The organism is Capnocytophaga gingivalis, assembly GCF_002302415.1.
In the GTDB taxonomy this organism is placed as follows: Bacteria; Bacteroidota; Bacteroidia; order Flavobacteriales; family Flavobacteriaceae; genus Capnocytophaga; species Capnocytophaga gingivalis.
This window is the reverse complement of sequence record NZ_CP022386.1, coordinates 2,405,977-2,430,762: the sequence shown is the minus strand read 5'-3', so window position 1 is coordinate 2,430,762 and position 24,786 is coordinate 2,405,977. Positions and strand designations below refer to the sequence as shown.

At 40.4% G+C, this 24,786-nt stretch carries 19 protein-coding genes and 2 pseudogenes; 12 read left to right on the top strand and 9 right to left on the bottom strand.

What is annotated here, in order from left to right:
* Positions 1-4: 4 nt before the first annotated feature.
* The 7 genes from CGC50_RS11490 (at position 5) to CGC50_RS11460 (ending at position 5,912) form a co-directional block, all read left to right on the top strand.
* A complete protein-coding gene (locus CGC50_RS11490; RefSeq protein ID WP_095910924.1) occupies positions 5-1,234 on the top strand; it encodes a DUF2157 domain-containing protein in 1,230 nt (409 codons plus the stop codon).
* Positions 1,227-1,796: a GDYXXLXY domain-containing protein gene (locus CGC50_RS11485; RefSeq protein ID WP_095910923.1), complete on the top strand. Its 570-nt coding sequence runs from the start codon at positions 1,227-1,229 to the stop codon at positions 1,794-1,796. Before CGC50_RS11490 ends, CGC50_RS11485 begins: the two co-directional genes overlap by 8 nt.
* An 18-nt stretch (positions 1,797-1,814) precedes the next feature.
* Positions 1,815-2,654, top strand: coding sequence for an orotidine-5'-phosphate decarboxylase (gene pyrF, locus CGC50_RS11480; RefSeq protein WP_095910922.1), 840 nt, complete (start codon positions 1,815-1,817; stop codon positions 2,652-2,654).
* The gene (locus tag CGC50_RS11475) at positions 2,651-3,307 is read left to right on the top strand and encodes a metal-dependent transcriptional regulator (protein ID WP_095910921.1); all 657 of its coding nucleotides are present in this window, start codon (positions 2,651-2,653) and stop codon (positions 3,305-3,307) included. The genes pyrF and CGC50_RS11475 overlap by 4 nt, the downstream gene beginning before the upstream one ends.
* Before the next feature lie 62 nt (positions 3,308-3,369).
* Positions 3,370-4,137, top strand: a complete 768-nt coding sequence (locus CGC50_RS11470) for a DUF3298 and DUF4163 domain-containing protein (protein WP_095910920.1) — start codon at positions 3,370-3,372, stop codon at positions 4,135-4,137.
* Positions 4,137-4,493, top strand: a complete 357-nt coding sequence (locus CGC50_RS11465) for an arsenate reductase family protein (protein WP_095910919.1) — start codon at positions 4,137-4,139, stop codon at positions 4,491-4,493. Before CGC50_RS11470 ends, CGC50_RS11465 begins: the two co-directional genes overlap by 1 nt.
* A gap of 96 nt (positions 4,494-4,589) precedes the next feature.
* On the top strand, positions 4,590-5,912 hold the full coding sequence (locus CGC50_RS11460; RefSeq protein ID WP_095910918.1) for an NAD(P)/FAD-dependent oxidoreductase: 1,323 nt from the start codon (positions 4,590-4,592) through the stop codon (positions 5,910-5,912).
* 115 nt (positions 5,913-6,027) lie between these two features.
* On the opposite strand, the gene CGC50_RS11455 is transcribed toward CGC50_RS11460, so the two are convergent.
* Both CGC50_RS11455 and CGC50_RS11450 read right to left on the bottom strand, forming a co-directional pair.
* Positions 6,028-6,987: a hypothetical protein gene (locus CGC50_RS11455; protein WP_157909461.1), complete on the bottom strand. Its 960-nt coding sequence runs from the start codon at positions 6,985-6,987 to the stop codon at positions 6,028-6,030.
* Positions 6,988-7,099: 112 nt separating this feature from the next.
* Complete coding sequence (locus tag CGC50_RS11450; RefSeq protein WP_198541607.1) at positions 7,100-7,417, bottom strand: hypothetical protein; 318 nt, start codon at positions 7,415-7,417, stop codon at positions 7,100-7,102.
* On the opposite strand from CGC50_RS11450, the pseudogene CGC50_RS14390 reads away from it, so the two are divergent.
* Both CGC50_RS14390 and CGC50_RS14180 read left to right on the top strand, forming a co-directional pair.
* Positions 7,401-7,633, top strand: a pseudogene (locus tag CGC50_RS14390) (IS982 family transposase); the annotation flags it as partial. The gene CGC50_RS11450 and the pseudogene CGC50_RS14390 sit on opposite strands and share 17 nt — an antisense overlap.
* 8 nt (positions 7,634-7,641) lie before the next feature.
* Positions 7,642-7,976 (top strand): annotated as a pseudogene (locus CGC50_RS14180) (IS982 family transposase); the annotation flags it as partial.
* Positions 7,977-8,021: 45 nt separating this feature from the next.
* Here CGC50_RS14180 and CGC50_RS13805 read toward each other — a convergent pair.
* Positions 8,022-8,186 (bottom strand): hypothetical protein, encoded by a 165-nt coding sequence (locus CGC50_RS13805; protein ID WP_157909459.1) that lies wholly within the window; start codon positions 8,184-8,186, stop codon positions 8,022-8,024.
* Positions 8,187-8,482: 296 nt separating this feature from the next.
* Here CGC50_RS13805 and CGC50_RS11435 point away from each other — a divergent pair, with 296 nt between their 5' ends.
* Complete coding sequence (locus tag CGC50_RS11435; RefSeq protein ID WP_002669414.1) at positions 8,483-9,394, top strand: DUF3078 domain-containing protein; 912 nt, start codon at positions 8,483-8,485, stop codon at positions 9,392-9,394.
* A 77-nt stretch (positions 9,395-9,471) separates the two neighbouring features.
* Here CGC50_RS11435 and CGC50_RS11430 read toward each other — a convergent pair whose 3' ends face one another.
* The 3 genes from CGC50_RS11430 to rsfS form a co-directional block, all read right to left on the bottom strand.
* Complete coding sequence (locus CGC50_RS11430) at positions 9,472-9,996, bottom strand: outer membrane beta-barrel protein (RefSeq protein ID WP_002669437.1); 525 nt, start codon at positions 9,994-9,996, stop codon at positions 9,472-9,474.
* Between the two features lie 239 nt (positions 9,997-10,235).
* Positions 10,236-12,155: an ATP-dependent zinc metalloprotease FtsH gene (gene ftsH, locus CGC50_RS11425; protein ID WP_002669450.1), complete on the bottom strand. Its 1,920-nt coding sequence runs from the start codon at positions 12,153-12,155 to the stop codon at positions 10,236-10,238.
* A 2-nt stretch (positions 12,156-12,157) separates the two neighbouring features.
* Positions 12,158-12,514 carry a ribosome silencing factor gene (gene rsfS, locus CGC50_RS11420; RefSeq protein WP_002669518.1) on the bottom strand — a complete coding sequence of 119 codons (357 nt, stop codon included), beginning with the start codon at positions 12,512-12,514 and terminating at the stop codon, positions 12,158-12,160.
* Between the two features lie 47 nt (positions 12,515-12,561).
* Between rsfS and CGC50_RS11415 the strand changes: the two genes are divergently transcribed.
* The gene (locus CGC50_RS11415) at positions 12,562-13,293 is read left to right on the top strand and encodes a biotin--[acetyl-CoA-carboxylase] ligase (protein ID WP_095910914.1); all 732 of its coding nucleotides are present in this window, start codon (positions 12,562-12,564) and stop codon (positions 13,291-13,293) included.
* A gap of 171 nt (positions 13,294-13,464) precedes the next feature.
* The gene (locus CGC50_RS11410; RefSeq protein ID WP_095910913.1) at positions 13,465-14,514 is read left to right on the top strand and encodes an NAD(P)/FAD-dependent oxidoreductase; all 1,050 of its coding nucleotides are present in this window, start codon (positions 13,465-13,467) and stop codon (positions 14,512-14,514) included.
* Between the two features lie 163 nt (positions 14,515-14,677).
* On the opposite strand, the gene hisS is transcribed toward CGC50_RS11410, so the two are convergent.
* The 3 genes from hisS to CGC50_RS11395 form a co-directional block, all read right to left on the bottom strand.
* Positions 14,678-16,057: a histidine--tRNA ligase gene (hisS, locus tag CGC50_RS11405; RefSeq protein WP_198541669.1), complete on the bottom strand. Its 1,380-nt coding sequence runs from the start codon at positions 16,055-16,057 to the stop codon at positions 14,678-14,680.
* Between the two features lie 74 nt (positions 16,058-16,131).
* Positions 16,132-18,039, bottom strand: a complete 1,908-nt coding sequence (gene ftsZ, locus CGC50_RS11400) for a cell division protein FtsZ (RefSeq protein WP_095910911.1) — start codon at positions 18,037-18,039, stop codon at positions 16,132-16,134.
* A 391-nt stretch (positions 18,040-18,430) separates the two neighbouring features.
* Positions 18,431-24,685: a T9SS type B sorting domain-containing protein gene (locus CGC50_RS11395; RefSeq protein ID WP_095910910.1), complete on the bottom strand. Its 6,255-nt coding sequence runs from the start codon at positions 24,683-24,685 to the stop codon at positions 18,431-18,433.
* Positions 24,686-24,786: the final 101 nt, after the last annotated feature.

Sequence of the window (24,786 nt, the reverse complement as noted above, 5' to 3'; positions counted from 1 at the left end):
TTATATGAAAATCCTAAATGAATTAGACGAATTAGTCTCCGCCGAGGTCATCTCCGCTGAAGTTGCTGAGCGTATTCGCAACTATGCTCAGGAGCGAGCAAGGAGTTCGTCCTCACATAGACTATTGCTTATCTTTGGCTCTTTAGGCGCCTTACTGATAGGGTTGGGAGTGATTGTCCTTTTAGCTCATAACTGGGACGAACTCCCGCGCTGGACAAAAACTTTCATTTCCTTCCTTCCCTTACTGGCAGGACAGGCAGCATGTGGCTACCTCCTCTTTAAGAAAGGTATCCACTTGTGGCATGCCGAAGCTGTAGCCATCTTTACCAGTCTCTCTGTAGGAGCCGCTATTGCCATGATACATCAGGTATACAACCTGCCGGAGAGTTCCTTTGCCAACTTTCTATCCCTATGGCTACTCTTAGCCCTTCCGACCCTCTACCTGATGCGTTCGCGGGCTACCGCCGTTCTCTATTACATTGGCTGTTGTGTACTGGCTACATTAGGCTCCGACAAAGAGTGGACTACCTTCTTTATTGCCCTCTTAGCCTTTGCCTTAGCACTTCCCTTTTACCTCTGGCATATAAGAGAGAAAGCCTCCAGCTACATTACAGGAATCTTCCACTGGGCAGGAGCGGCCTTTGTAGCATGTATTGTTTGTTCTTTCTTGGACAACATTGACTTCAATAACGACTATGCTTTCTGTTTGGTCATGCTCGCTGGTGCCTATCTTATCATAGGAAAATACCTACAATCCTATATTTATTACAATGCCTACAAGGTATCAGCCATTTGTGGGTTGGCTATTTGTTTCTTTGTCAAGGAAATATTCTATGTAAACCACCCTCCTAAGACAATAGTCTCCACTATACTTTTGTTTGCCTTTGTGTATTTACCATTACTTATCAAGTACTATTCGTTAGATAAAAAAGAGCAAACCTTTGACCTTATCCTATTCTACCCTATCCTATATATATTGCTTGCTTTCACACAAATAGCTTACCTATATGACTTAGCTATTCTTGCCCTTGGGAGCTACTATCTGTGGAAAGGCTTCAAGAGCGAGCGTACCCTACTGGTCAATTTCGGACTTGTAGTGATTTCCGCCCAAGTAGTCTACCGCTTTTTCGACTCTTCCCTATCCTTTGTACTCAAAGGAATTGTCTTTATCCTCTTAGGGATTAGCTTTTTTGTGGTTAATTATCTCATCCTAAAACAAAAGAAAAATGCGTAAGAAACACCTTATCATAGCCTTTACCTTCATGGTATTAGCACAGTTGGCTTTTCCTCTGAAAATGATTTTAGAGAGAGAATTTATCCTTCTCAAGGGAGAGACCTTCCTCTTCCAGATTGAGCCCCTTGACCCTTATGATGCTTTTCGTGGGCGCTATGTAAATATCAGATATCACAATAACAAAGTAGATCTACCTATAGAATTGCAAAATCTCAAAGACATAAAAGAACTTTATGTCACTGTAGAAAAAGACAATTCTGGTATGGCTTTTTATGGAAAGATAACCAAGGAAAAACCTACAAGCACCAATAGTTATCTTTCTCAAAAGACAGACCTTTTCTACGAATATAGCTATACAAATATGCCACGCAACTTATGGATAGACCTTCCCAATCGCTACTATATGAATGAGAACAAAGCCCCTATCGCAGAGCGACTCCTTAGCGAAGCCTATGCTGAGGTAGTAATCTACCAAGGACAGGCCATTCTCAAGGGAATACAAGTGAAGGGAATGCCTATAGAAAAATATATTAACACATTAGGAAAAGATAAATCCCATTAAGAAAACACCTGTCTTTCTATGAAAAAATTCTCTTTAGACACACTCAAGCAAGAAATATTCAGCAAAAGATCCTTTCTCTGTGTAGGATTGGATGTGGATTTGAATAAAATTCCTCCTTTTCTCCTCAAGGAAGAAGACCCTATTTTCGCCTTCAACAAGGCAATTATTGATGCTACCTACCCCTATACTATCGCCTACAAGCCCAATATTGCCTTCTATGAAGCCTATGGGGAAAAGGGCTGGCTGTCACTGAGAAAAACCATTGAGTACCTCAACGAACAACACCCTAAGCTCTTTACCATTGCTGATGCCAAGCGAGGTGATATAGGCAATACCGCTACGATGTATGCCAAGGCCTTTTTCGAAGACTTACAATTCGATAGTGTGACGGTAGCCCCCTATATGGGGCAGGACTCTGTAGAGCCTTTTCTTGCTTTCGAGAACAAAGCAACCATCCTTTTGGCTTTGACCTCCAATAAGGGGGCTTTTGATTTCCAAACACTTACTACCGAAGGCACTCCACTATACCAGCAGGTACTCACCCGTTCGCAACAGTGGCATAATGCCCAGAACCTCATGTATGTGGTGGGAGCTACCAAGGCAGAGTACTTAGCCGACATTCGCCACATCGTTCCTCGAGCCTTCCTACTTGTACCTGGAGTAGGTGCCCAAGGAGGCAACCTACAAGAGGTATGTAAGTATGGGCTCAATGATGAGGTAGGGTTGATTATCAATGCTTCTCGTGCAGTAATCTATGCCTCACAGGGAGACGATTTTGCCCAGAAGGCAGCTGAGGCAGCCCATAACCTACAGGAGGAAATGGCCACTATCCTACAACAAAAATATCCAAATCTATGACTTTTTCTGAAGAAAATTATCTAAAAATCATCTATCACCTCAGCCAAGAGCTCCAAGAGGAAGTAACCACCAATGCCATAGCCGAAGCTATGCAGACCAAAGCCTCCTCGGTGACGGATATGCTCAAGAAGCTACATGAGAAAGGCTGGGTGGATCACAAGAAATACCAAGGAGTTTCCCTAACCGAAGAAGGAGAAAAAAACGCTCTTTTTATCATTCGCAAGCATCGCCTTTGGGAAGTGTTTTTGGTAGAAAAGCTCCATTTTTCCTGGGATGAAGTGCATGAGGTTGCCGAACAATTAGAACATATACAGTCTGATAAGCTCATAGAAGAGTTGGACAAGCTCCTGCTCTACCCTGAGAAAGATCCGCATGGAGACCCTATTCCTGACAAAAGAGGCAATATGCCCATATTCAAAAGTGAACTTCTCAGCCTACTGAAGAAAGGAGAATCGGGGCAATGTATTGGTGTGAAGAATACCTCCAAGGAATTCCTACAATACCTGAACAAAATGGAGATTTCTATCGGGAAAAACATACAAGTAACAGAGATACACCCTTTCGACAATTCCATTGAAATTCAGTTAGATAACAAAACAATTAACATCTCGGCTATGGTAGCAGAGAATATCTATGTTAAAAAAAACAAATAAGTCCTATTTTTCTTTTTTATTTCCCAAAAAAAAACTACTTTTGCCGTCCTATTCAAGATAAAATGTTACGAAAAAAATTATATCTGATCCTCCTTATAGTGGCTGCTATTGCCGTTGGAGTTTACTTCTTGTGTTTCCCATCAGGAAAGTACCGATTTGTCAATCAGGAGATTATACTTGATGATTGTGATGGAGAGGATTGTGCTGAAGTCTCCATCAACTACCTGCTATGCAAAAGCCCCAGAGACTTTGCCAAGATATTCAATGACTCCCTACAGCGACAACTCATCAGAAAGCTTATAGCTAAGGACACCCTAATGGATGTAGAAGAAGCAGGAAACCTCTTCCTCTCCCAATACAAGTCCGATAAGCAACAGTTTGAAGGAATCACCCCCTATCAGATCCAGATTGTAGATACCATTACTTTCCAGAACCACTCCTTGGTATCACTTCAGCGCTCTGGTTCAGAATACTTAGGAGGTGCTCACCCTATTGATTGGATTACTTACTGGAACTTCAAGCCTACTGGAGAAGTATATACCCAAGAAGACCTCTTCACAGACAAAAGGAAAATATTAGATCTGGCCGAAAAATATTTTAGAAAAACATTCAATCTTTCAGAGAACCAAGAATTGAAAGATGGAGGGTTCGTATTCCAAAATGATATCTTCGCCCTCCCCAAGAATATTGGATTTGACAAGGATAACCTTATCCTACTATACAATCCGTACGAGATAGCGCCCTATAGTACAGGGATTATGGAAGTGAAAATACCTCTGAATGAAGTGATTCCTTGGCTATCTTTTAACCTAAAAGACGACAAGAAATAATGACACCTACCAAGAAAATATATTACTTAAGTTCCTGTGATACTTGCCAACGCATTCTTCATGAATTGCGTACCTTAGAAGACTTTATCTTCCAAGATGTAAAAGAAGAACCTATCTGTGAAAATGATTTAGACTTTCTAAAAAACTTTACAGGTAAGTACGAGCTCCTCTTCAACAAAAGAGCCAAACTCTACAAAGAAAGGAACCTAAACCAAAAAGAACTCACTGAAAAGGATTACAAAGACCTTATCCTAGAGCACTATACTTTTTTAAAACGACCTATCGTGGTTATTGACGATCATATTGTCTTGGGCAATGCTACCAAAATTATAAAGGAAACACGCAAACATTTATAATTTTTTCCATCTCTTTACCGAACTTTATAGACAAGGAACTCAAGGGTTCCTTGATGTTCGTTTGTGTACCTAATAAATTAATCCCTTAGAAAAATTATGAATACTATCTCACAGTTGAATATTCCCACTGTAAACCTACCCCGCATTGTTGTCATTGGGGCAGGATTTGGAGGTATCAATATAGTAAAACAATTGAACTTCTCCCAGATGCAGGTGGTACTGATCAATAAGACCAATTACCATACCTTCCAACCACTACTCTACCAAGTAGCTACTGCAGGTTTGGAACCCGATTCTATAGCGCATTCTGTACGCTCTATCTTCAAGAAAGAGAATCAATTCCATTTTCGCATAGCAGAGGTAAAGAAAATCAATCCCGATAAGAAAAATATAGAAACCGACTTAGGTGAGCTCTCCTATGATTATTTGGTAATTGCCACTGGTTCTCAGACCAACTTCTATGGAAATGCCAATATTGAGAAATATGCCATGCCCATGAAGACTGTCCCTGAAGCAATTGATATGCGTAGCCTTATCATTCAGAACTTGGAAGCCGCTATTCTGACCAATGACTTAGAAGAGCGCAATAGTCTGATGAATTTTGTCATCGTAGGGGGAGGTCCTACTGGAGTAGAACTTGCCGGAGCCTTTGCTGAACTCAAGAGCCATATCCTCCCGACAGACTATCCTGATTTGGACATTCGCAAAATGAATGTACACCTGATTCAGGCGGATCCTCGCTTGTTGGTAGGGATGGGAGAAAAATCCAGCCAAAAAGCCAAAGAATACTTAGAGAAAATGGGAGTTACTATCTGGTTCAATACCTTTGTAAAAGACTATGATGGCTCCAATGTAGTGACCAACACCCACCATTTCGAGACCCGTACCCTTATCTGGACAGCAGGGGTAAAAGGAAGTACCATAGAGGGACTTCCCCAGGAGAGTCTCCAGTTTGGTCGCTATATAGTCAATGAATTCAATGAAGTAAAAGGCTGTGAGAACATCTTTGCCATAGGCGATATAGCTTGTATGATCAGCGACAAATACCCTAAGGGGCACCCCATGGTCGCACAACCAGCGATCCAGCAAGGGAAACTCTTAGGAAAGAATCTCAAGCGAAAGATCAGCAACAAATCCATGACCCCTTTTAGCTATTTTGACAAAGGATCTATGGCCACTGTAGGGCGCAATAAGGCCGTGGTAGAAGTCGCTGGTATGCGCTTCTCCGGCTGGTTTGCCTGGATTCTGTGGATGGTAGTGCACCTGGCCTTCTTGGTAGGGTTCCGCAACAAGATGGTTGCCTTGGCCAACTGGATTGTGCAATACTTCCAGTACAACAAAGGGGTGCGCCTGATTATCCGCCCCTATAAGTCCGCCTACGAAAAAGAGCAAGAAAAGAAATCACAACCCAACCCATAATCCTAAGAAAGAGGCCTTCTTGCGAAAGCCTCTTTCTTATTTTCCTTTCGATAGTATATAAATAATTCAACTTGCTAGTTATTGATTATTTTAAATAACTAGCAAGTTGAATTATTTAATAAATTTCAAATTCAGTTTTACCTTTTGGGATATGTAAAAGATAATCTAATTTAGCCTCTATCCATTTTCCTCCTCTTTTAAACTTACACATTAATGCAGAAGCTCCTTGAAAACTATCTTTCTTTTTGCTTTTTAAGCCTACTAATCTACCCTCTCCATAAAAAACTAACTCATAATTTTCCAATGGATAGAACTCTAAATTGTCTGCTCCTGCAATAGAAATATGTTTCTCCCACCCCTCTTGCACTTCTTCTTCATCAAAATATTGGGCAATGGCTAGGTCTTTCATTCCATTAAATGAAAACTGAGCAATTCCATCTAAATCTCGCTCTTTAAATGATTTTTGAATCATTTGATAAGCTTGTAACACTTTTTGTTCCAAGAGCTTCTTGTCAAAATTTCTCAAATCTTGACTATCTTTCCAACCTTCTATTTTATAAGGCACTTCGGGGAGCGTAAAGGTTACTGTTTGCTCAAAATATTCTTTACCAGCATATTTGAAAAAACCATTCTCATCCTCTGGAGTCTGATATATGAATAAATTACTTTGTCGTTTTTCTATTGAGAATTCATTTTGTTGGTTGTCATAGCTACCTATTCCTAATTTAACAGCTGAATTGTTCAAAAATTCTCCAAATTCTTCTGTAGCATACATCCTTAGTTTTATCGTTTGATTTGAAAAATTCAAAAGATATGGATTTATTGTAAAACTACTAGACCCTCCTTCTCCATAGTTTTTATAGGCTAAGATATCATTTATATACAATTCAATGTAACAATGACCAAACTCAAAATATACTTCGTAGATAGGTTCATAATTATAATGACTAACTTGTTTTGCAATCTCTTCTACAAGATTGTTGGCAGTGATGTTTGGATTTTGTGTTATCATAGTTTTTTGTGAACAGCTTTGTAAGCTGAGTAATAAAAATAGTGTTAATATTGCTTTTTTCATTATGTTTAAGATTTAAATAATTCAACTTTAGAAATAGGGGGAATCAAATTTTTCAATTAACGTAAATGGTAGATATTTTCACTTATCAATGATATCTCCAAAAAGATAACTCTTAGCTTTTATTTTTCCCAAATAAGTACCTTTTATGCTTGAACAATGTAAAGACAAGTCTACAAGGAGGGATAAGCTCTACACCTGCATCATCTAACTTTTTAAGCATAGCTTTCCCATTTTGCACCATTTTAGAGATTTTTTTGATTTTGCCAACCAAATTTCTTCCTCGTGTGAGGTAGATAAGCAATAAATCTATAATAATGTCAATTACTACTAACTGGAATATCGCAGCAGCAGCTACATACCTAGTATAATTCAACTTTCTAGTTGAAAAGTTCAAAAAATAAAAAACAACTCCAATGCTTTGTAAAGGCAAAATTACATCAATTTTTTGTATTATCGATGATATTTTAAAGAAATTAATCATTCTGAAGATATTCGCAGAAAAGTGTCTGATAGTGAGATTATTACAACGGCATTTATAGCTGCTACAAATTTCTATGGGAACTATCGTTCGGCTATTAAATTTGTTAAACAATATAACCTATTCCCCAATATGTTAGAAGAAAGTAGTTTTAATAGGCGCTTACATAGTTAATGGCAGATGTGAAAGCCCTAGATAAGATTACAGAGATTTTCCACCAGAGGCAAAACTTTATGGGGATAGTGCTTATACAGATTATCAAATGGAAGATTATCTACTTGAAAATAAAAGTGTTGAATTAAAAACACAACGAAAAAAGAATAGCAAAAGACCCGACTCAAAAAAACAAAGTAGACAGAAATTAGATATGAGAAAGCGTGTAGAAGTAGCTATAAGTGATATTAAAAAAATGTTTCCTAGAACAATACATTCTGTTACTTTAAAAGATTTTTTAATAAAGGTTACAATGTATATTTTTGGATTACAGTTATTTAAAATAATCAATAACTAGCAAGTTGAATTATTAATATCACTGTATCACTTCTTCTTATTCTAATTATAAAAATAAATCGAAATAGGTAGCGCGGATAGATTCTACCAATATCGCTTTGCTCAACCCTACCAATCCTATTAAAGTACATTTGATAGGTGTAGGAAGTACGGACTCACAAGTAGCCACTGCTTTAGCATATATCAACCATGCTTTAGTTGCTTTAGGCATGTAGGGCTATGAGTAATCCTTTGGGACAACGACCTTAGTAAATCCTACCAATCTCAGCAGACCGCTCTTTTAGGGTTTGTGAGTTAGGAATATGCAAATCCCCTGCCCTAATAAGCTATATCAATTGCTCTTTAGGTACAGATTGGAGCCCTATTATAGAAAGCTCCTCTGAAATTATAAGGTAGAAGTTTTTTACTTAAAATTAGAGGATAGTTCTTGCATATTCAAAAAATATAAGTACCTTTGCGCCCGTATTTAGTACATAATATCATTAAAATTATCTAAATTATCAAACGATGAAGAAAATTATGTTTTCGGCAATAGCCCTCTTGAGCCTTGCCACTTATGCACAGGAAGAAACAACCAGCACAGAAGCTCCTGTTTCTACCTCGACTGACACCCCTGCAGAAAAAACATGGACACGTGCAGGTATTATCTCCCTATTGTTCAACCAAGCAGCTTTCAACCATGATTGGACAGGAGGAGGAACCAATAACTATGGAGGAAACCTAAACCTCTCCTATGATGCCAACTACAAAAAAGGTCTTTGGACATGGGATAACAAGCTCCTTATTGACTATGGTCTTACCCGTGTAGATGGTGATGCTTTCTCTAAGAAAACGAATGACCGCTTTGCCATCACCTCCCTATTAGGAGCACAGACCAAAGAAGACTCACAATGGTACTACTCTTTCTTCGCTAACTTCCAAACACAATTGGACAAAGGGTACAAATATGGTACAGATGCCCAAGGAAACCAAACCCGTACAGAGTACACCCGCTTTATGGCACCAGGGTACTTCTCTTTCGGTCCTGGTATGTTGTGGAAAAAGAGCGACAACCTAAAAGTGAACATTGCCCCTGCTACTTCTCGCCTTATCTTCACTGCTAAGAAGTTTACTGAAACAGCAGACCACTTTGGGGTAGAAAAAGGAAAGACCTTGCGTTATGAATTTGGTGCAGCTGTCAATGCCTATGCTAAGTTCGACCTCATGGATAATATGACCCTTGAGAACACACTTAACCTATATAGCAACTACCTTGACAAACCAGGAAATGTGGATATAGATTACACTTTCAACCTAATGATGAAAGTAAACGACTACATCTCTGCCAGCTTAGTATTCCAAGCTATCTATGACGATGATGCCGTGAAAGCTTTCCAGATCAGAGAAGCCTTCGGAGCTGGACTTACTTACAAGTTCTAAGAGAAGCATCCTATATAAATAAAAAAATCCTTCCTTGCTCGGCAAGGAAGGATTTTTTATACAATGAAAAAAGTTCTTTAAAACTGATAAGTAACTCCTGCTTTGAAACCTCCAGAAGTAATAGAATTACCGGCATTATTCTCTACGAAGAGTTCGGCATTCACTCCGAAGTTATCTGTAAAGAAATAACGTCCTCCTGTCTGTACACGTAAGCCTAAGCCTGAATCGTAGTCAGATACCCAGTAACGATTATATCCACTATAATCATTATTCCAAGAATAAAAACCAAGGCTCACCCCAGCATACACATCTACCTGAGAAGGTAAGCGGAATAACTTATCGAAGTGATAATTTCCGTTGGCAAGTACCCCAAAGTTGTTATAGCGTACACCCGCTATTTTGTCGGTACGGTAGAAGAGTTCTCCCCCTACGGTTATCTGAGGAGCTACCCCAAAATCCAACCCTAAGTAGACAGGGATACCCCATCCTGTGAAACCGAAACCACCATTGAGTTGTACACCTCCTCTGTCCAAGGAAGCTTGTTGTGCAGATGCACTACCAATAGCTAGTATAAGACTAGCCAAGATTAATAATTTTCTCATTTCTTTTCTTTTTTAAGCGTCGGGCAAAGGTAGCATATTTTTTTATATTACCGTCCTTATCTTCGATAATTAACAAGAATACAACTGTTATTAAGAAATAATTTCTATAAAAAAATATGGCTATCTATCCTAAAATAGACAGCCATATTCACTAAGACATCACAAATAGAGTCCTTACGCAACACTAAGCAAGTAAAACTCTAATTCGTGTAATTACTCGTTTTGAGTAGTGACCTATATTAATAAGTTTCTTTTTCTTCATGAGGACGCTTTCCGAAGATATTTTCCAAGTCCTCCTTAAAGATAACTTCCCTTTCCAAGAGCAATTCAGCCAAAATAGTAAGTTTCTCCCTATTTTCCTGTAGGATAGAGATAGCACGCTGGTATTGTTCTTCTATGATACGGTTTATTTCCTCATCGATTACCTGAGCTGTTTTCTCACTATAAGGCTTGGTAAATCCATATTCTTCGCCTGTAGGGTCATAATAAGTCAAGTTACCAATCTTTTCATTAAGGCCATATACTGTAACCATAGCGCGAGCCTGCTTAGTCACCTTCTCTAAGTCACTGAGAGCGCCAGTGGATATTTTCCCGAAGATAATCTGCTCGGCCGCGCGTCCGCCCAAGGCAGCACACATCTCATCCTGAATCTGATCTGTACGGACGATCTGTCGCTCTTCAGGTAAGTACCAAGCGGCTCCTAAGGAGCGACCACGAGGGACAATAGTTACCTTAACCAAAGGAGCTGCGTGCTCCAAAAGCCAGCTTACTGTCGCATGACCTGCTTCGTGATAAGCGATTGCCTTCTTCTCCTCTGGAGTAATAATCTTATTCTTCTTCTCCAAACCTCCAATGATTCTATCGACAGCATCCAAGAAATCCTGTTTGTCCACCGAGGTCTTGCCACGGCGAGCAGCGATCAGTGCCGCCTCATTACATACATTGGCGATATCTGCCCCAGAGAAGCCAGGAGTCTGTCGGGCTAAGAAGTCCAAATCCAAGTTCTCGGTAATCTTGATTGGGCGTAAATGTACCTTGAAAATCTCCTTACGCTCGTTCAGGTCGGGCAAGTCTACATATATCTGTCGGTCGAAACGCCCAGCTCTGAGCAGTGCCTTATCCAAGATATCTGCACGGTTGGTAGCGGCAAGAACAATCACATTGGTTGTAGTACCAAAGCCATCCATTTCGGTAAGCAGCTGATTGAGTGTATTTTCTCTTTCATCATTAGCGTTGGTAAGATTGTTTTTCCCACGAGCTCTACCTATGGCATCAATCTCATCAATAAAAATGATAGAAGGCGATTTTTCCTTAGCCTGACGGAAAAGATCCCTCACACGAGAAGCCCCTACTCCGACGAACATTTCGACAAAGTCAGATCCAGAGAGCGAGAAGAAAGGCACCTTAGCCTCACCTGCTACCGCCTTGGCAAGAAGTGTTTTCCCTGTTCCTGGAGGACCTACCAAGAGAGCCCCTTTAGGGATTTTCCCCCCTAAGGAGGTATATTTTTCTGGATTTTTCAAGAAATCCACGATTTCTTGTACTTCCTCTTTAGCTCCTTCTAAACCAGCTACATCCTGGAAAGTAATCTTCTTATCCTTTTCTCCATCAAAGAGGCGAGCACGAGAGCGTCCTATATTGAAAAACTGACCGCCACCCATACCGCCACCTGCGCGACGCATGAGGAAAATCCACAATCCGACAAAGAGCACCAAAGGCAATACTACTGTGATAAGAATATCCCCTAAGAAATTCTGTTCTGTCTTATAGATAAGCTGTGTATTGGAGAGGTTGTTCTCAGCAACAATCTTATTGAACCTATTTTCAAAATTCTCCAATACCCCTACTTCCATTTTGTACTGAGGCACCTCGGACTCTGCTCCCCCCTTGAAGAGAGAACTCTCGGGGCGTACCGACTTATGATCTGGCTTTTCTAAAGCTTCAGGGAATAGGTAGATACGAGCTTGGTGCTTATTGACCACCACCACTTTGGAGATATCTCCATCCTGTAAGAATTTTTCGAATTCTGTCTGAGGGATTTCCTCTGGTTGTTTCCATAACCCAGAAGAAGAGAGCGGGTTAAGGATAAAGAATAAAATAATAGCAAGTCCCGCATAGAACCAAAAGGCCGAAAAGCGAGAGGGTTTGTTTTCGTTCATAACTATTCATTCGTTTTTATATGAGTAATTTTAGCATCACCCCATAGGCCTTCTATATCATAGTATTCGCGTATAGGTTTTTGGAAGACATGCACCACTATATCCACATAGTCCAAGAGAATCCACTCAGCATTCTGTTCGCCTTCTACATGCCATGGTTTCTGAGGAGTTTGTCTCTGTACTGCTCCAGAGATGGCCGACACTTGAGTATTGGAGCCCCCTGTGCAGATGACAAAGTAGCTACATACTGCATTCTCAATGGATCTAAGGTCTAAAATAGTGATATCCTGACCCTTTACTTTTAGTATTCCTTCCAGTATGGAAGACAACATTTGTTCTGTGTTATTTTTTTCTGACATTCAATTTTTTTAATTACTTTTGCAAAGCGACAAAGGTATAACATTTTATGGAAATTATCAAACTTAATGCCACAAATTCTACCAATACATATCTAAAAAATCTCTTAAAAGAAAAACAAGTAAAAGACCTGAGCTGTATATGGGCTCTCTCACAGACACAAGGGAGAGGACAACAAGGAGCTAAATGGATTTCAGAACCAGGTAAAAACCTAACATTCAGTATTTTGAAAAAGTTTGAGAACCTCTCTTCTGAATACCATTTCCTGCTGAATATGGAAGTATCTTTAGCTATTTTTCGTACCTTAAAAAAACTATATATTCCTGACTTGGCTGTCAAGTGGGCAAATGACATTTTGTCATCAAAGAAGAAAATCTGTGGAATCCTTATAGAAAATACCCTACACAAAGAGCAAATTAGCTCCTCTATTATAGGCATAGGAGTGAATGTAAACCAAGTATTTTTTAACGATTTGCCCAATGTATCCTCTTTACAAAAAATCATGGGACACCCTTTTGACTTAGAAGAAGTATTGCTTCTTATATGCCAAGAGTTGGAGGTATCACTCAAGAGCCTCTCCCCTACTCGCTTTGAGACCATGTTGGACGAATACCACACCCACCTGTTCCGCAAGGACAAGCCCTCCACCTTCGAATATCCCAATGGAGAACGCTTTATGGGCTACATCAGGGGCGTAAGTCATAATGGGCAACTCCAAGTAGAACAGGAAGATGCCCTAATGAGCTCCTTCTCCCTTAAAGAAATCAAATTACTCTACTAACCTCTTATCTTATGAAATGGATCTTCTGTATAGTAATGATTGTCTTTGTTACCCTCAGTGGTTACCAGTTCCAGTGAAGAGTAGAAAAATGAAAAGTGATTAGAAATTAACAAAAGGCCATTAACCATTAACAATTAAAATTTGTATTTTTGCACCATCAAATCAACTTTCATGGAAGAAACAGATATTATCATCATAGGGGCAGGGCCTACGGGACTTTTTGCCGTATTTGAAGCAGGTCTTTTGCGCCTTAAGTGCCACCTAATAGACACCCTACCACAGCCAGGGGGGCAGCTTACAGAGCTTTATCCAAAGAAGCCTATCTTTGATATTCCTGGCTACCCCAGTGTAGGGGCTGGAGAACTGATAGACAACCTCATGGAACAGATCAAACAGTTCCAACCTGAGTTTACCCTATCGGAGACAGCTGTAACCTTAGAAAAACAAGCCGATGATACCTTTATCGTCACCACCGACAAGGGTACCCAAGTAAAAGGTAAAGCGGTGGCTATCGCAGGAGGCTTAGGAACCTTCGAGCCACGCAAGCCCGAGATCAGCAATCTGGCTGATTATGAGGATAAGGGAGTAGAATATTTTGTAAAGAATCCTGAACGCTTTGCGGGTAAACGAGTAGTGATTGCTGGAGGAGGAGATTCTGCCCTTGACTGGAGTATCTACCTATCCAACATCGCACAGTCGGTGACCTTAGTGCATCGCCGCAATGAGTTCCGTGCAGCCTTGGATTCGGTAGAAAAAGTCAAAGAACTCAAAGCAGCAGGCAAGATCAACCTTATCACCCCCTGTGAGGTGGTAGGCCTAAAGGGAGAGGAAAAACTCTCAGCGGTAGTCCTTGAAAAAGAAGGCGTACAAGAGGAACTCCCTACCGACTACTTTATTCCCCTCTTTGGACTTACTCCTAAGCTAGGGCCTATCGCAGATTGGGGATTGGAGATAGAAAGAAATGCCATCAAGGTAAATAATGCTCTTGATTACCAAACAAATATAGAAGGGGTCTATGCCATAGGCGATGTAAATACCTACCCAGGAAAACTCAAGCTAATCCTATGTGGTTTCCATGAAGCTACCCTGATGTGCCAAGGGGTCTATAACCGCCTCTACCCTACCAAGAAGTATGTACTGAAATACACCACTGTAGCAGGTGTTGATGGCTTTGATGGCTCCCGTAAAGAAGCTGAAAAAGCAGTCATTCAATCTATTTAAGTGAGCAGTGAACGGTAAGCCGTGAGCAGTTACTCTGTTCACTCTTTTTTATTGGAATAAGACAGGGTAAATTGTGTCCTATATGATAGAAGATGTAAAATGCAATAAATTGCATCTACAGAGTAGACACAGTTTATTGCATTCTATAAGGGTTATCCCTGTTTTATTCTTCACCGATTGCTTTTACAATTTCCTCTATAGGGTAGGAAGTTTGCTCGCCTGTAAGCATATTCTTCAGTACAGCCTTTGCATTACTTAGTTCCTCTTCGCCTATAAGTATCACATACCTTACTTGCCTACTATCGGCATAGGACAATTGTTTCTTAAGCTTAGTAGATTCTGGATAGAGTTCTGCCCTATAACCTTTTGCGCGTAATTGTTGTATTACCTTGAAAGACGCCAACGCCTCTTTTTCTCCAAAATTGATACAAAGCACATCGAGCGTATTATCCAAAGTCTTGGGGAACAAATCCAATTGTTCTAAGACAAGGTATATCCTATCCAAACCAAAAGAAATACCTATCCCACTCATGCCCTTAAGACCAAAAATCTCAGTGAGTTCGTCATAGCGCCCTCCACCGCCTATAGATCCTAAAGCAACCTCTTTGGGTGCGGCTACCTCGAAAATAGCCCCAGTATAATAGTTCAGACCGCGAGCGAGTGTTACCTCCAACTCCAGAGCAGCCGTTTGTAAACCCAATAGCTGAGTCTGAGTATAGATAAACTCTAAGTCAGCTATTCCCTCCAGTCCTGTAGGAGAAGTAGAAAGAATGTCCTTGAGTTGTGCTATTTTCTGAGAGAAATCCCCCTCAAGAGAGAATACAGGCTGTATCTTGGCAATAGCCTCAGGAGTAATTCCTCTTTGGATCATTTCCTCTTCGACTTTCTCCTTGCCTATCTTATCGAGCTTGTCCAAGGCTACTGTGAAGTCAATCAACTTGTCTGGAGCTCCAATAATTTCGGCAAAGCCAGAGAGAATCTTTCGGTGGTTCATCTTGACAGTAACCCCTTTCACTTGTAGGTCGGTAAAGACCCTATCATAGAGCTGTACGAACTCCACTTCCTGCCAAAGCCCCCTTGCGCCTACCACATCAGCATCGCACTGATAGAACTCACGATAGCGCCCTTTCTGAGGGCGATCTGCACGCCATACGGGCTGAATCTGATAACGCTTGAAAGGGAAACTTATCTCGTTCTGATGCTGTACTACATAGCGAGCAAAAGGTACCGTAAGATCATAACGAAGTGCCTTTCCACTTATATAAGACGCGAGCTTAGCACTATTGGCTGACTGATATACCTCGGCAGGGACTTCTGAGAGGAAATCTCCTGCATCTAAAATTCTAAAAATCAATCGATCTCCTTCCTCTCCATATTTGCCCATAAGCGTTTCTGTTTTTTCAAAACAGGGAGTCTCTATAGGTTGGAATCCAAATTGTTCGAAATTCTTTCGGATTGTTTGTACAATATAATTGCGCTTGGCCACCTCCGAAGGAGAGAAGTCACGCGTTCCCTTGGGTATGCTTGGTTTTTGCATTGTAATAGTTATTGTAACAAAAAACAGCTAATTTGCATTAACTGTTTTTTGTCTGATACTGAAATTTAACTTTTATAACATTAATCTACATTGTCATGTAAGAAGCTATTGTTCTCACGAATCTGAGTTACATTGTTAGAGTCTAAGCTAATGGTACTACGTGAGACAGCAGGAGCCTGAGAGGAGGACGAAATATCAACATTTTTCCTCATATATGCAGGAGTATTCTCCAAATCCTCCAATCTATAATTATTCTGATTAGAGAACTGATGGCTCATATTTTTGAAAGTTGTTCTTCTGTTAGCCGCATTTTCTTTCAGAGCTGCGAGGTAAGCATTTTGGTTTTCTTCCTTAGGCTGCTCCTTAGGCAAAGTAGTTTCTTTCACACGTATTTCGGCTCTGAACTCCTCGTCGATTTTTTCCTCTGGCTGTGGAGAATGGGCTTGAATAAGCATTTCTTCCACCTCCAGATAATCATTGAGATTGTGTACTATCTTGGCATCCTCTTCTGCCATAGCTGACATTATTGCTTTTTGTTTTGTAACAGATGCCTGAGGGCGTTGAGGTTCCATTACAATTACCTCTCTTTCCACCTGCAAAGGTTGTACTGGCTGAGGCTTAGGCGTTGTTTTTTTTTCTTGATATATTACAAACTCTTCCTGAGGAGCTGCAACAAAGCGCTCTACTACCTCATACTGCACAGGCACTCTATATAGAGAGTCATCAATGGTTATAGAATTAGTTTTTTTTTCAGGAGCATGGAGAGTGATCCCTACTTCACTTCTAATTGGCTGAGAGACTGTAGCCTGAGGTGTAGTAAAGGAAGTCACACTTTCACTCTGAGCTTGTTGCTTTCTCTTTAGAGAATTTTCAAAAGAAATATCGGTAAAAGAAGAAGTAGTATCCAGTTCCTGAACAAAAGGTGTATTTTCATCCAAGGAATGGACTATTTTCTTAGGTTCTACATCAATAATCTCATGTTGTTGTTCGGTAGAGAAACCAGTGGCTACGACTGTAACCATAACCTTGTCCTCGAGGGCTTCTTCTTCGCCCATACCCATGATAATATTAGTCTTGTAACCGGCAGCCAATTCCTGACTGTTACCTGCCTCCTTCTGGATATACTCATTGATTTCAGCCACTTCATCCATGGTGATCTCCTCTTTTCCATAGAGGATAAGTAGGAGGACATTCTTAGCACCAGTGATTCTATTATCATTAAGCAAAGGAGATTCTAAGGCACTTTTTACAGCATCCATAGCACGATTGTCACCTGTTCCGTAACCTGTACCCATGATAGCAGTACCACTATTGGAGAGCACTGTATGTGCATCCCTTAGGTCAATATTCACTTCGAAATCCTTGGTAATCACCTCGGCAATTCCTTTGGCTGCAATGGTAAGCACCTCATCAGCCTTAGCAAAACCAGTCTTTATTCCCAAGTTGCCATAAGTATCTCTGAGCTTGTTATTATTAATAACAATGAGAGAATCCAGCTGTTTGCGGAGATTTTCGATTCCTTTTTGCGCTTGAGCCAAGCGGATTTCCCCTTCGAACTTAAAAGGACTGGTTACGATACCTACAGTGAGTATCCCCATATCTCGACAAATCTTAGCGATAATAGGCGCCGCTCCTGTTCCAGTACCGCCACCCATACCTGCGGTGATGAAAGCCATTTTGGTATTGGTACCCAACATAGCTTTTATCTCCTCGATACTTTCCATGGCAGACTGTTCTCCTACTTCAGGATTGGATCCTGCACCGAGTCCCTCAGTCAGTTCAATCCCTAAGTGGATTTTGTTCACTATGGGGCTCTTATCAAGTGCTTGTCGATCCGTATTGCATATGATATAGTCGACCCCTTTGATATTTTGCTTATACATGTAGTTTACGGCATTGCCACCGCCGCCGCCTACACCAATTACTTTGATTAGGTTTTCCGCATTCTTTGGAAGATCAAATGTCAGATTATCGAATTCTATCCCCATAATTTTTTTGCTGTTTTTTTATAATTGCGCCTATACCGCCTTGCAAAGTGATGTATATTATAGCTCATACACTGAGTGTGCTGACCTATATATACCTGATTTGCAAATGAGTATAACAAATATTATTCTGTATATATACTTTTGCCCATTGACAAAATGACTCGGTGCAAAATTATTGTTTTTTTCTCACTTATCCACAAAAAAATGAAAATTGTTCATAACTTTTATTGTGTTAAAATTAAGTGTTAATATTTGTTTAATTACACGAGTTTATTTGACAGTATTTTAAAATCACCCCCTTAGTTTCCTTGTTTTATTAAGAAACACCCCTATAAAGAAATGAGATGAGGTATCCTACAAAAGGATACCTCATCTGATCTATTTAGTACTTTTAGTCTCTTTTGAGATACAACCAACCACTCTTGGTTTGAGTCTGGTTATTGCTGTTTTCGTACTCTAAGATATAGTAGTAAGTACCTTGTGGTAGCTTCTTACCACTCTCTATCGTAGAGCGTCCGTTAGAATAACCTGTGAATGGATCCGCATTGGTATAGCCTTCCTTCTGGTATACCAAAACTCCCCATCGGTTGAATATCTTCAAGGTATTCTTTCGATAATTCTCAATACCTTCTATCCTAAAGCCATCATTCTTACCATCACCATTGGTAGAGATTCCATTGTATATCTCGATAGGATCTTCCTCGGATACCACTATAGTCACTACTGCATCATCACATACAGATAGTTGTTGAGCCATACATAGGTTATACCTTACCTTATAAGTGCCCGCTGGGGCTCCTTGTGGTACTGTAACTTCCCCATTAGATGCAAAGGATACTCCTACAAGACCGCCGTTATCCACCAAAGTAATGGTCACCTGAGTAGGATCTGTGATAGATGCCCCTCCCAGTGTATCATTCTCCAATACATTGCCAACCACAGCTGCATCATGTATCACATTGACAGGATGGGTCGTATAATCATCGTCATTGGCTACCAATGAAGGATGTAGGTTGATAATCGCTTGGGTTGTCTTACAATCTGTTGGATTGCTTACCCTACATATCGTATAATCATAGGTATAAACCCCATCCGGTGTATTAGGCGCAATGGTTATCGTTCCATCAGGATTCATATGCAAGTTAGGGTGACTTGGAGTTCCTGGAGTCAAGGTAACATCCGTACCTATCACCGGTGGCTTCTTACCATCCATCTCATCATTGGTAATGACACTTGGAGTCTTCTGCTCCCTATCCTTGGTATTGGTCAGACTATATTCGTCCTGTTGTGCTACAAAGCTTACCACTTTGATAATCGCCTTCGCACTCGAAGTCTGATTATTATTTGCCCTGTCGATAATCGTATAGTAATAGATATAAGTACCTATCGCTATGCCTTCTTTTACAGTAATACGGCCATCAGCATTCATTACCAAGTGGCTATCCGGTGCTGGCTGACCTTGTGTCCTTTCAATAAGCACATCTGAAGCATTTAAGCCTGTTTTGCTACCTATACGGTCGTTGTTCAGAACACTTGGGGTAAGGAACTCACCCTGAGTACCTACTTCCCATACTCCATCATCCACCGCTTCTATATTATGAATTGTTCCTGGGGCTATGATAATCTTCACCTTAGCGGTATCACAAACCGTTGGATTTGCCTTATCACAAATCTTATAGGTTACCGTATAAGTGCCTGGAGTAGTACCATTAGGAACTACTAATTTCCCTGTTGTAGGATCTATAGCTACTCCTGTAAGACCTCCATCGCTATCAATAGAGATATTCACCTGATCCTTAGTAACTGGATTGCCATTGAGCTTATCATTACTTAAGATATCTATACTTCCTCCTGTACGAGGTATATTCGTATCTGGATCATCATTAGCCTTGATAGTCGGAGCAGGAGCTTCCACCTTCACCGTTACTGTCGCTACATTAGAACAAGCTGTTGGAGTATTCTTATCACAAATACGATAAGTTACTGTATAAGTACCCACTGGAGTATTAGGTTGTACTTTCACCTGACCAGTTGTAGTATCTATCTTCACATTCGCATTAGGCGTAACTTCGCTTATCGTTACATTGCTTGTAGTAGCTCCATTACCATACAGCTTATCATTATTCAATACATTGTATGGAGTACCACTACTATCTTTCACTACTTGTTCTGTAGCGCTTGGTGTCACTGGAGTTGCTGTATAGTCATCATCCTTGGCCACGATAAAGCGGATTTTTGCTTTCTTCTGTGTTTGATTGCCAAAGCTATCCTTAGCCGTAAAGGTCACCTCTATCTCCCCTGCTCCACACAAGTCTGTAGGCTTGCTATAGTTGTTCGTTACCACTGGGGTTGTACATACATCTGTAGCTGTCGCAGCTGTTGTTGTAAGCCAAGTAGTTACCAAAGTATCAAAGTTGGCCGCTGTACAATCCAATACTATATCATCCGCAGTAAGTGATGGAGCCACAGTATCATCTACTGTATAGGTTACTGCTACACGAGCACTCTCACAGCCATCCTTCTCTTGGCTTACATACTTAGTCGTAACTGTTTTTGCAGTTACTTGGCGCTCTACCTTCGGAGAAGCAGCCAAAGCTGTTCCTCCACTGGCAGCATCGTACCACTTGAGCGTATGACCAGCAGAAGCTGTTACCAAAGTAGCCATATCAAACTGAGTACTTGCCAGAGTTGGGCAATCGGTAAGATTAGTTACTGTAGGAGACGATGGTGTAGCCACTTGAGCTGTGATGGTGAAGCTCACCTCTGATGAAGAACAGCCATCCTTAGTCGCTTTTATCTTATAGGTACCTGCAGAGGTAAGACCATTGATAGTTCCATCAGCTGCCACAGAAGCACCAGATACAGTAGTTCCTACGCTGTCAGTAATGGTATAAACAGTTCCAGCGACATGATTGCTTACCTGAGCTACACTTACGGCGGCACAGCTGGCAGCAGACTTTTCTGAGACTGTTGGATCCTGAGTTTGTATCACCTTTACTTGAGCAAGGGCGCTCCTTACAGCTCGTTGACAGCCTTGTCCTTTTACCTCTACGAAATAGTAAGTAGTTCCTACAGTATTGGTAGCTGGAGTATAAGTTTGCTGTGTAGCCCCTGTTATAAGGGTCGCTCCTGAAGGGTTATTGGAAGTATTCTTATACCATTGGTAAGTAATACCTGTATCTGTCCCATTGGTGTTTACAGAAAGAGCCGTTGGTGTTGCCCCCTTACAATAGGAAGTGCTTGCCTGAGGGTGTGCACTAATCCAGAGTGTTCTGATTGATAAGGTCGCTATATCGGACAAAACAGTCACTGTATTACCACAAGAAGGTACTTGGTAAGTATATTTTACCCTATACTTATTTGTACTTCCAGATGCTATACTGTGAACTATTGTTGCTGTACCTCCACTGGTAAGTGTTCCTTGAGCACCAAGAAATGACCAACTTCCCCCATTATTAGTGGAAAACTCCCATCGATAGGTAATATTTCCTGTATAAGGCGCCTTCAATTCTACTTTGGAAGTAAGGGTATAATTTGTGCCTTGACAAGTCACTCCGTCCTGAGGTTGTTCTGTTATCGAGAACACATCCGAAGCGGTAGGCGATGGTAGCTGAGCAGTAACAGTGAAAGTATCCGAAGCCCCAGAGGTACAACCGGCTGCATTCTTAGCTGTAACTGTATGATTTCCTGCTGTAAGTGGAGTGGTAATCAATCCATCGGCAGCTACTGTAAGCTGTGTGCTTCCGTCCCAATAGGTAAGACCTGCTTGGTAGTTGGTAATCTTCGCTTTGCTTGGGGCAGTACAAGTAGCAGCCTCTGTAGTCATTATAGGTTTTGCCAGTTGAGTAAGCGATACTGTTACTCCCACCTTATCTGTCTCACAAGTGGTACTGAAGCGACTTACTGTATACGTATCTGTAGAAGTAAGTAGCTCATTATCATCCGTTACCAATGTATTATTCTTATATACTTTGACAAGATTGGTATTGGTATCCACCTGAGTTTTCAGATCTGAGATCTTAGCCCCTTGACAGAGAGTATACGTTTGCCCCCCTGTTGGTTTTTGTAAGACATTTATATTATAGCTAAAAGTAAGTGTATTAGCTCCACAAGTAAGCCCCTCTGCCTTAACAGCATAGGTTCCTGAATGAGCCGCTTGTAGAGAGGCGATCTCCAGCTTAGGTTCTGTAGTTTCTTGAGAAGAACCATCAGGCAATGTCCATACATACTTAGCCGCACCAATAGGACGAAGCTCTATAGAGACACTTTCGCCTTGGCAATAAGAAGCCCTGAGTGGGTTCTTGAGTAAGAGATTGGCTTGAGAAGCATTAGCTATGGGCAATTCGCGCCATACAGGAGCCGCTGTACAAGCAGAATCTATAATTTTCACCCAGCGTGTATTCTGTCCTGGAGCAAAAGTACCTAAGTTCGTAAAAGTCACTTCTGTACCCTTAGCCTCAGTTTTAGTATCTATAAGATTTCCCTCTTTGGTATCATATAGCTCATAGGTATAATTACCAGAACCACTGACTCCATTGATGGCTTTCACGACAATCTTACCTGTATTGTTATCACAACGGTATCCTATATAAGTATTGGGGTCAAAGTTCAGTAAGACATCGTCTACCTTTACCTCAAAAGTACGAGCACAACCCCTTGTCCCGTTGCTTGCGATATATTGTATAACATCTAAGGCATCACTATTATTCGCTGCATTTATCCTTCCTCCATATACAAAAGTATACTTCCCATCAGAATTTTGGTTTCTTGGCAGGGAGAAATACTGATTTACAGAAGTAGGATCACTAGGATTATACACCGCTTTAATATAATTAGTTCCCCCTAATGATTCACTTAGATTACTACTTACTGTCACATCCCCTGCGTTGATACCATTAGGACGCTTGAATAGGTACACATATATAGCTTTGTTTGCATTTTTATATTTTAGCCAATCAAAAGCAGGATTTCCTCTAAAAGGATACACCTTCACTTTAGCACATTCTGTTTCTGTCTCAGGGGTAAGAGCCTTTTCTTGATAATCCGTAGGATAAGTAAGATTAAAAACCTCTTGAGTGATAGGTGCCCTCGAATTGCGCACATAAGTAACTCTTCCACAAGGATCTTCTACCTTTATTTTATACTGTCCTTCTGGGAGTGTAAAATATTTCGTCAGAACATCTTGTTCTGTTGTCGCTAAAATATTAGTAGTGACATTATTTTTATTTTTCAAAGAAATTGTCACTGTTTCATTTAGCTTTATTTTCCCTTCTTCTTCTGTATATCCAGCAGGTGCTTGTAATAAAGTCACCTTATAGCCTTCCATAGGAAGAATTGCTCCAGTACCTTGCCAATTTCTAAACAACACCTCTATATAGCCTTTTGTACTATTAGAACTTCCATAGCATCTTGTGGCAATTGTAAAGCCAGCATTAGGAACTAAAGCATTATAAAAATTATTAAAACTACCTGATTCAGTATATGTTTGTCCATCTCGAGAAGTAACCGTTACTTCATATACTTTTGTTCTATCAAAAGGTTGTCGATTATCCAAAGTGGATAGACTTTTTGTTTCATCCAGTTTGATAGTTCCTGTAGCCACTTGTATACCCGTAACTTTTTCTTTTACCACATAAGTAGCAGGATCACAGAACATATGATTAAATGCTCTTACGGTCATTTGTGGAGCTGTACAAGTACCTCCGAAAGTAAGGCTTGCTCCCATAAAGCGCATATCCCCTGACTCCATAGGTGCATCTTGATTATTACAACCATTATGTCCTTTGATTCGGAAATAAAATTTAGGTCTCTTGTTAAGATCTTCCTTCATATCCTTATAAGTACGCCCATGAGCTCCCATATCATAATATACTACTTTCTGAGAAGAGCTTTTTCCTGCTGGCACAGAAAACAGATCTCTCCACTGTATATTAGGGTGATCCCTATTTCCTCCATAGACATTTTGCAAATCATAATCCGAGTAAGCGGTATATTCATATAAGGCTATAAGTTCTGGTTTTGTAAAGTATTTATAGAAGGGAGAATTGGTATTCCCACCAAAACGGATAGCCGCATAATTACAGTCTTTTTCTCCGGATGCATCCAATATCTCTCTATACACTTGATCACTACCAAAATCGTTATTGTTTCTATTAGGTGCAGGAAAGTCCTTGACCAGCTTTCCAATAGTTGCAGGTACTTCTTGCGTATTAGGAATAACAGGAGCAATTATTTTCCCCTTGTAATTCCCCGCAGGCATATCATAGTCGGTAAACTTTACAAAGGTGATTGCCCCATCCTTATCACCAGCGGTAATGGTAAACTCTGTAGGGCCTGTATACCCTGTAGGGAAGGCCGTAAGCTGTACCTTGTAGGTCTGACCTGCTTTTGGTTTTTGTATTTGGATACGCAGCTGACCGGTAGGGATACAGTTGAGAGAGTTATTGGATGATTGTAAGTTCAGCGTCTCTTCATCCGCCGCTGCTTGTACCTTTCCTCGGCTTCCTTCTGCCTTATCGCCTATATTTATATCATAGGTATTCGCCTGTGAGCCTACAAAAAATAAAAAGAAAGCAGCTGTAAATAAGTATTTTACATACGAAATAATCTCTTTTTTTATTTCCATTTTATTATAGATTTTTTTCATTTTTTTAAGATGGCAAAGGTAGTATAATTTATTGACCTATACAATAGTTTTTTAACTTTTTATTCTAAAAAGTTATCCACTATTAATATGTATTTTTCTTA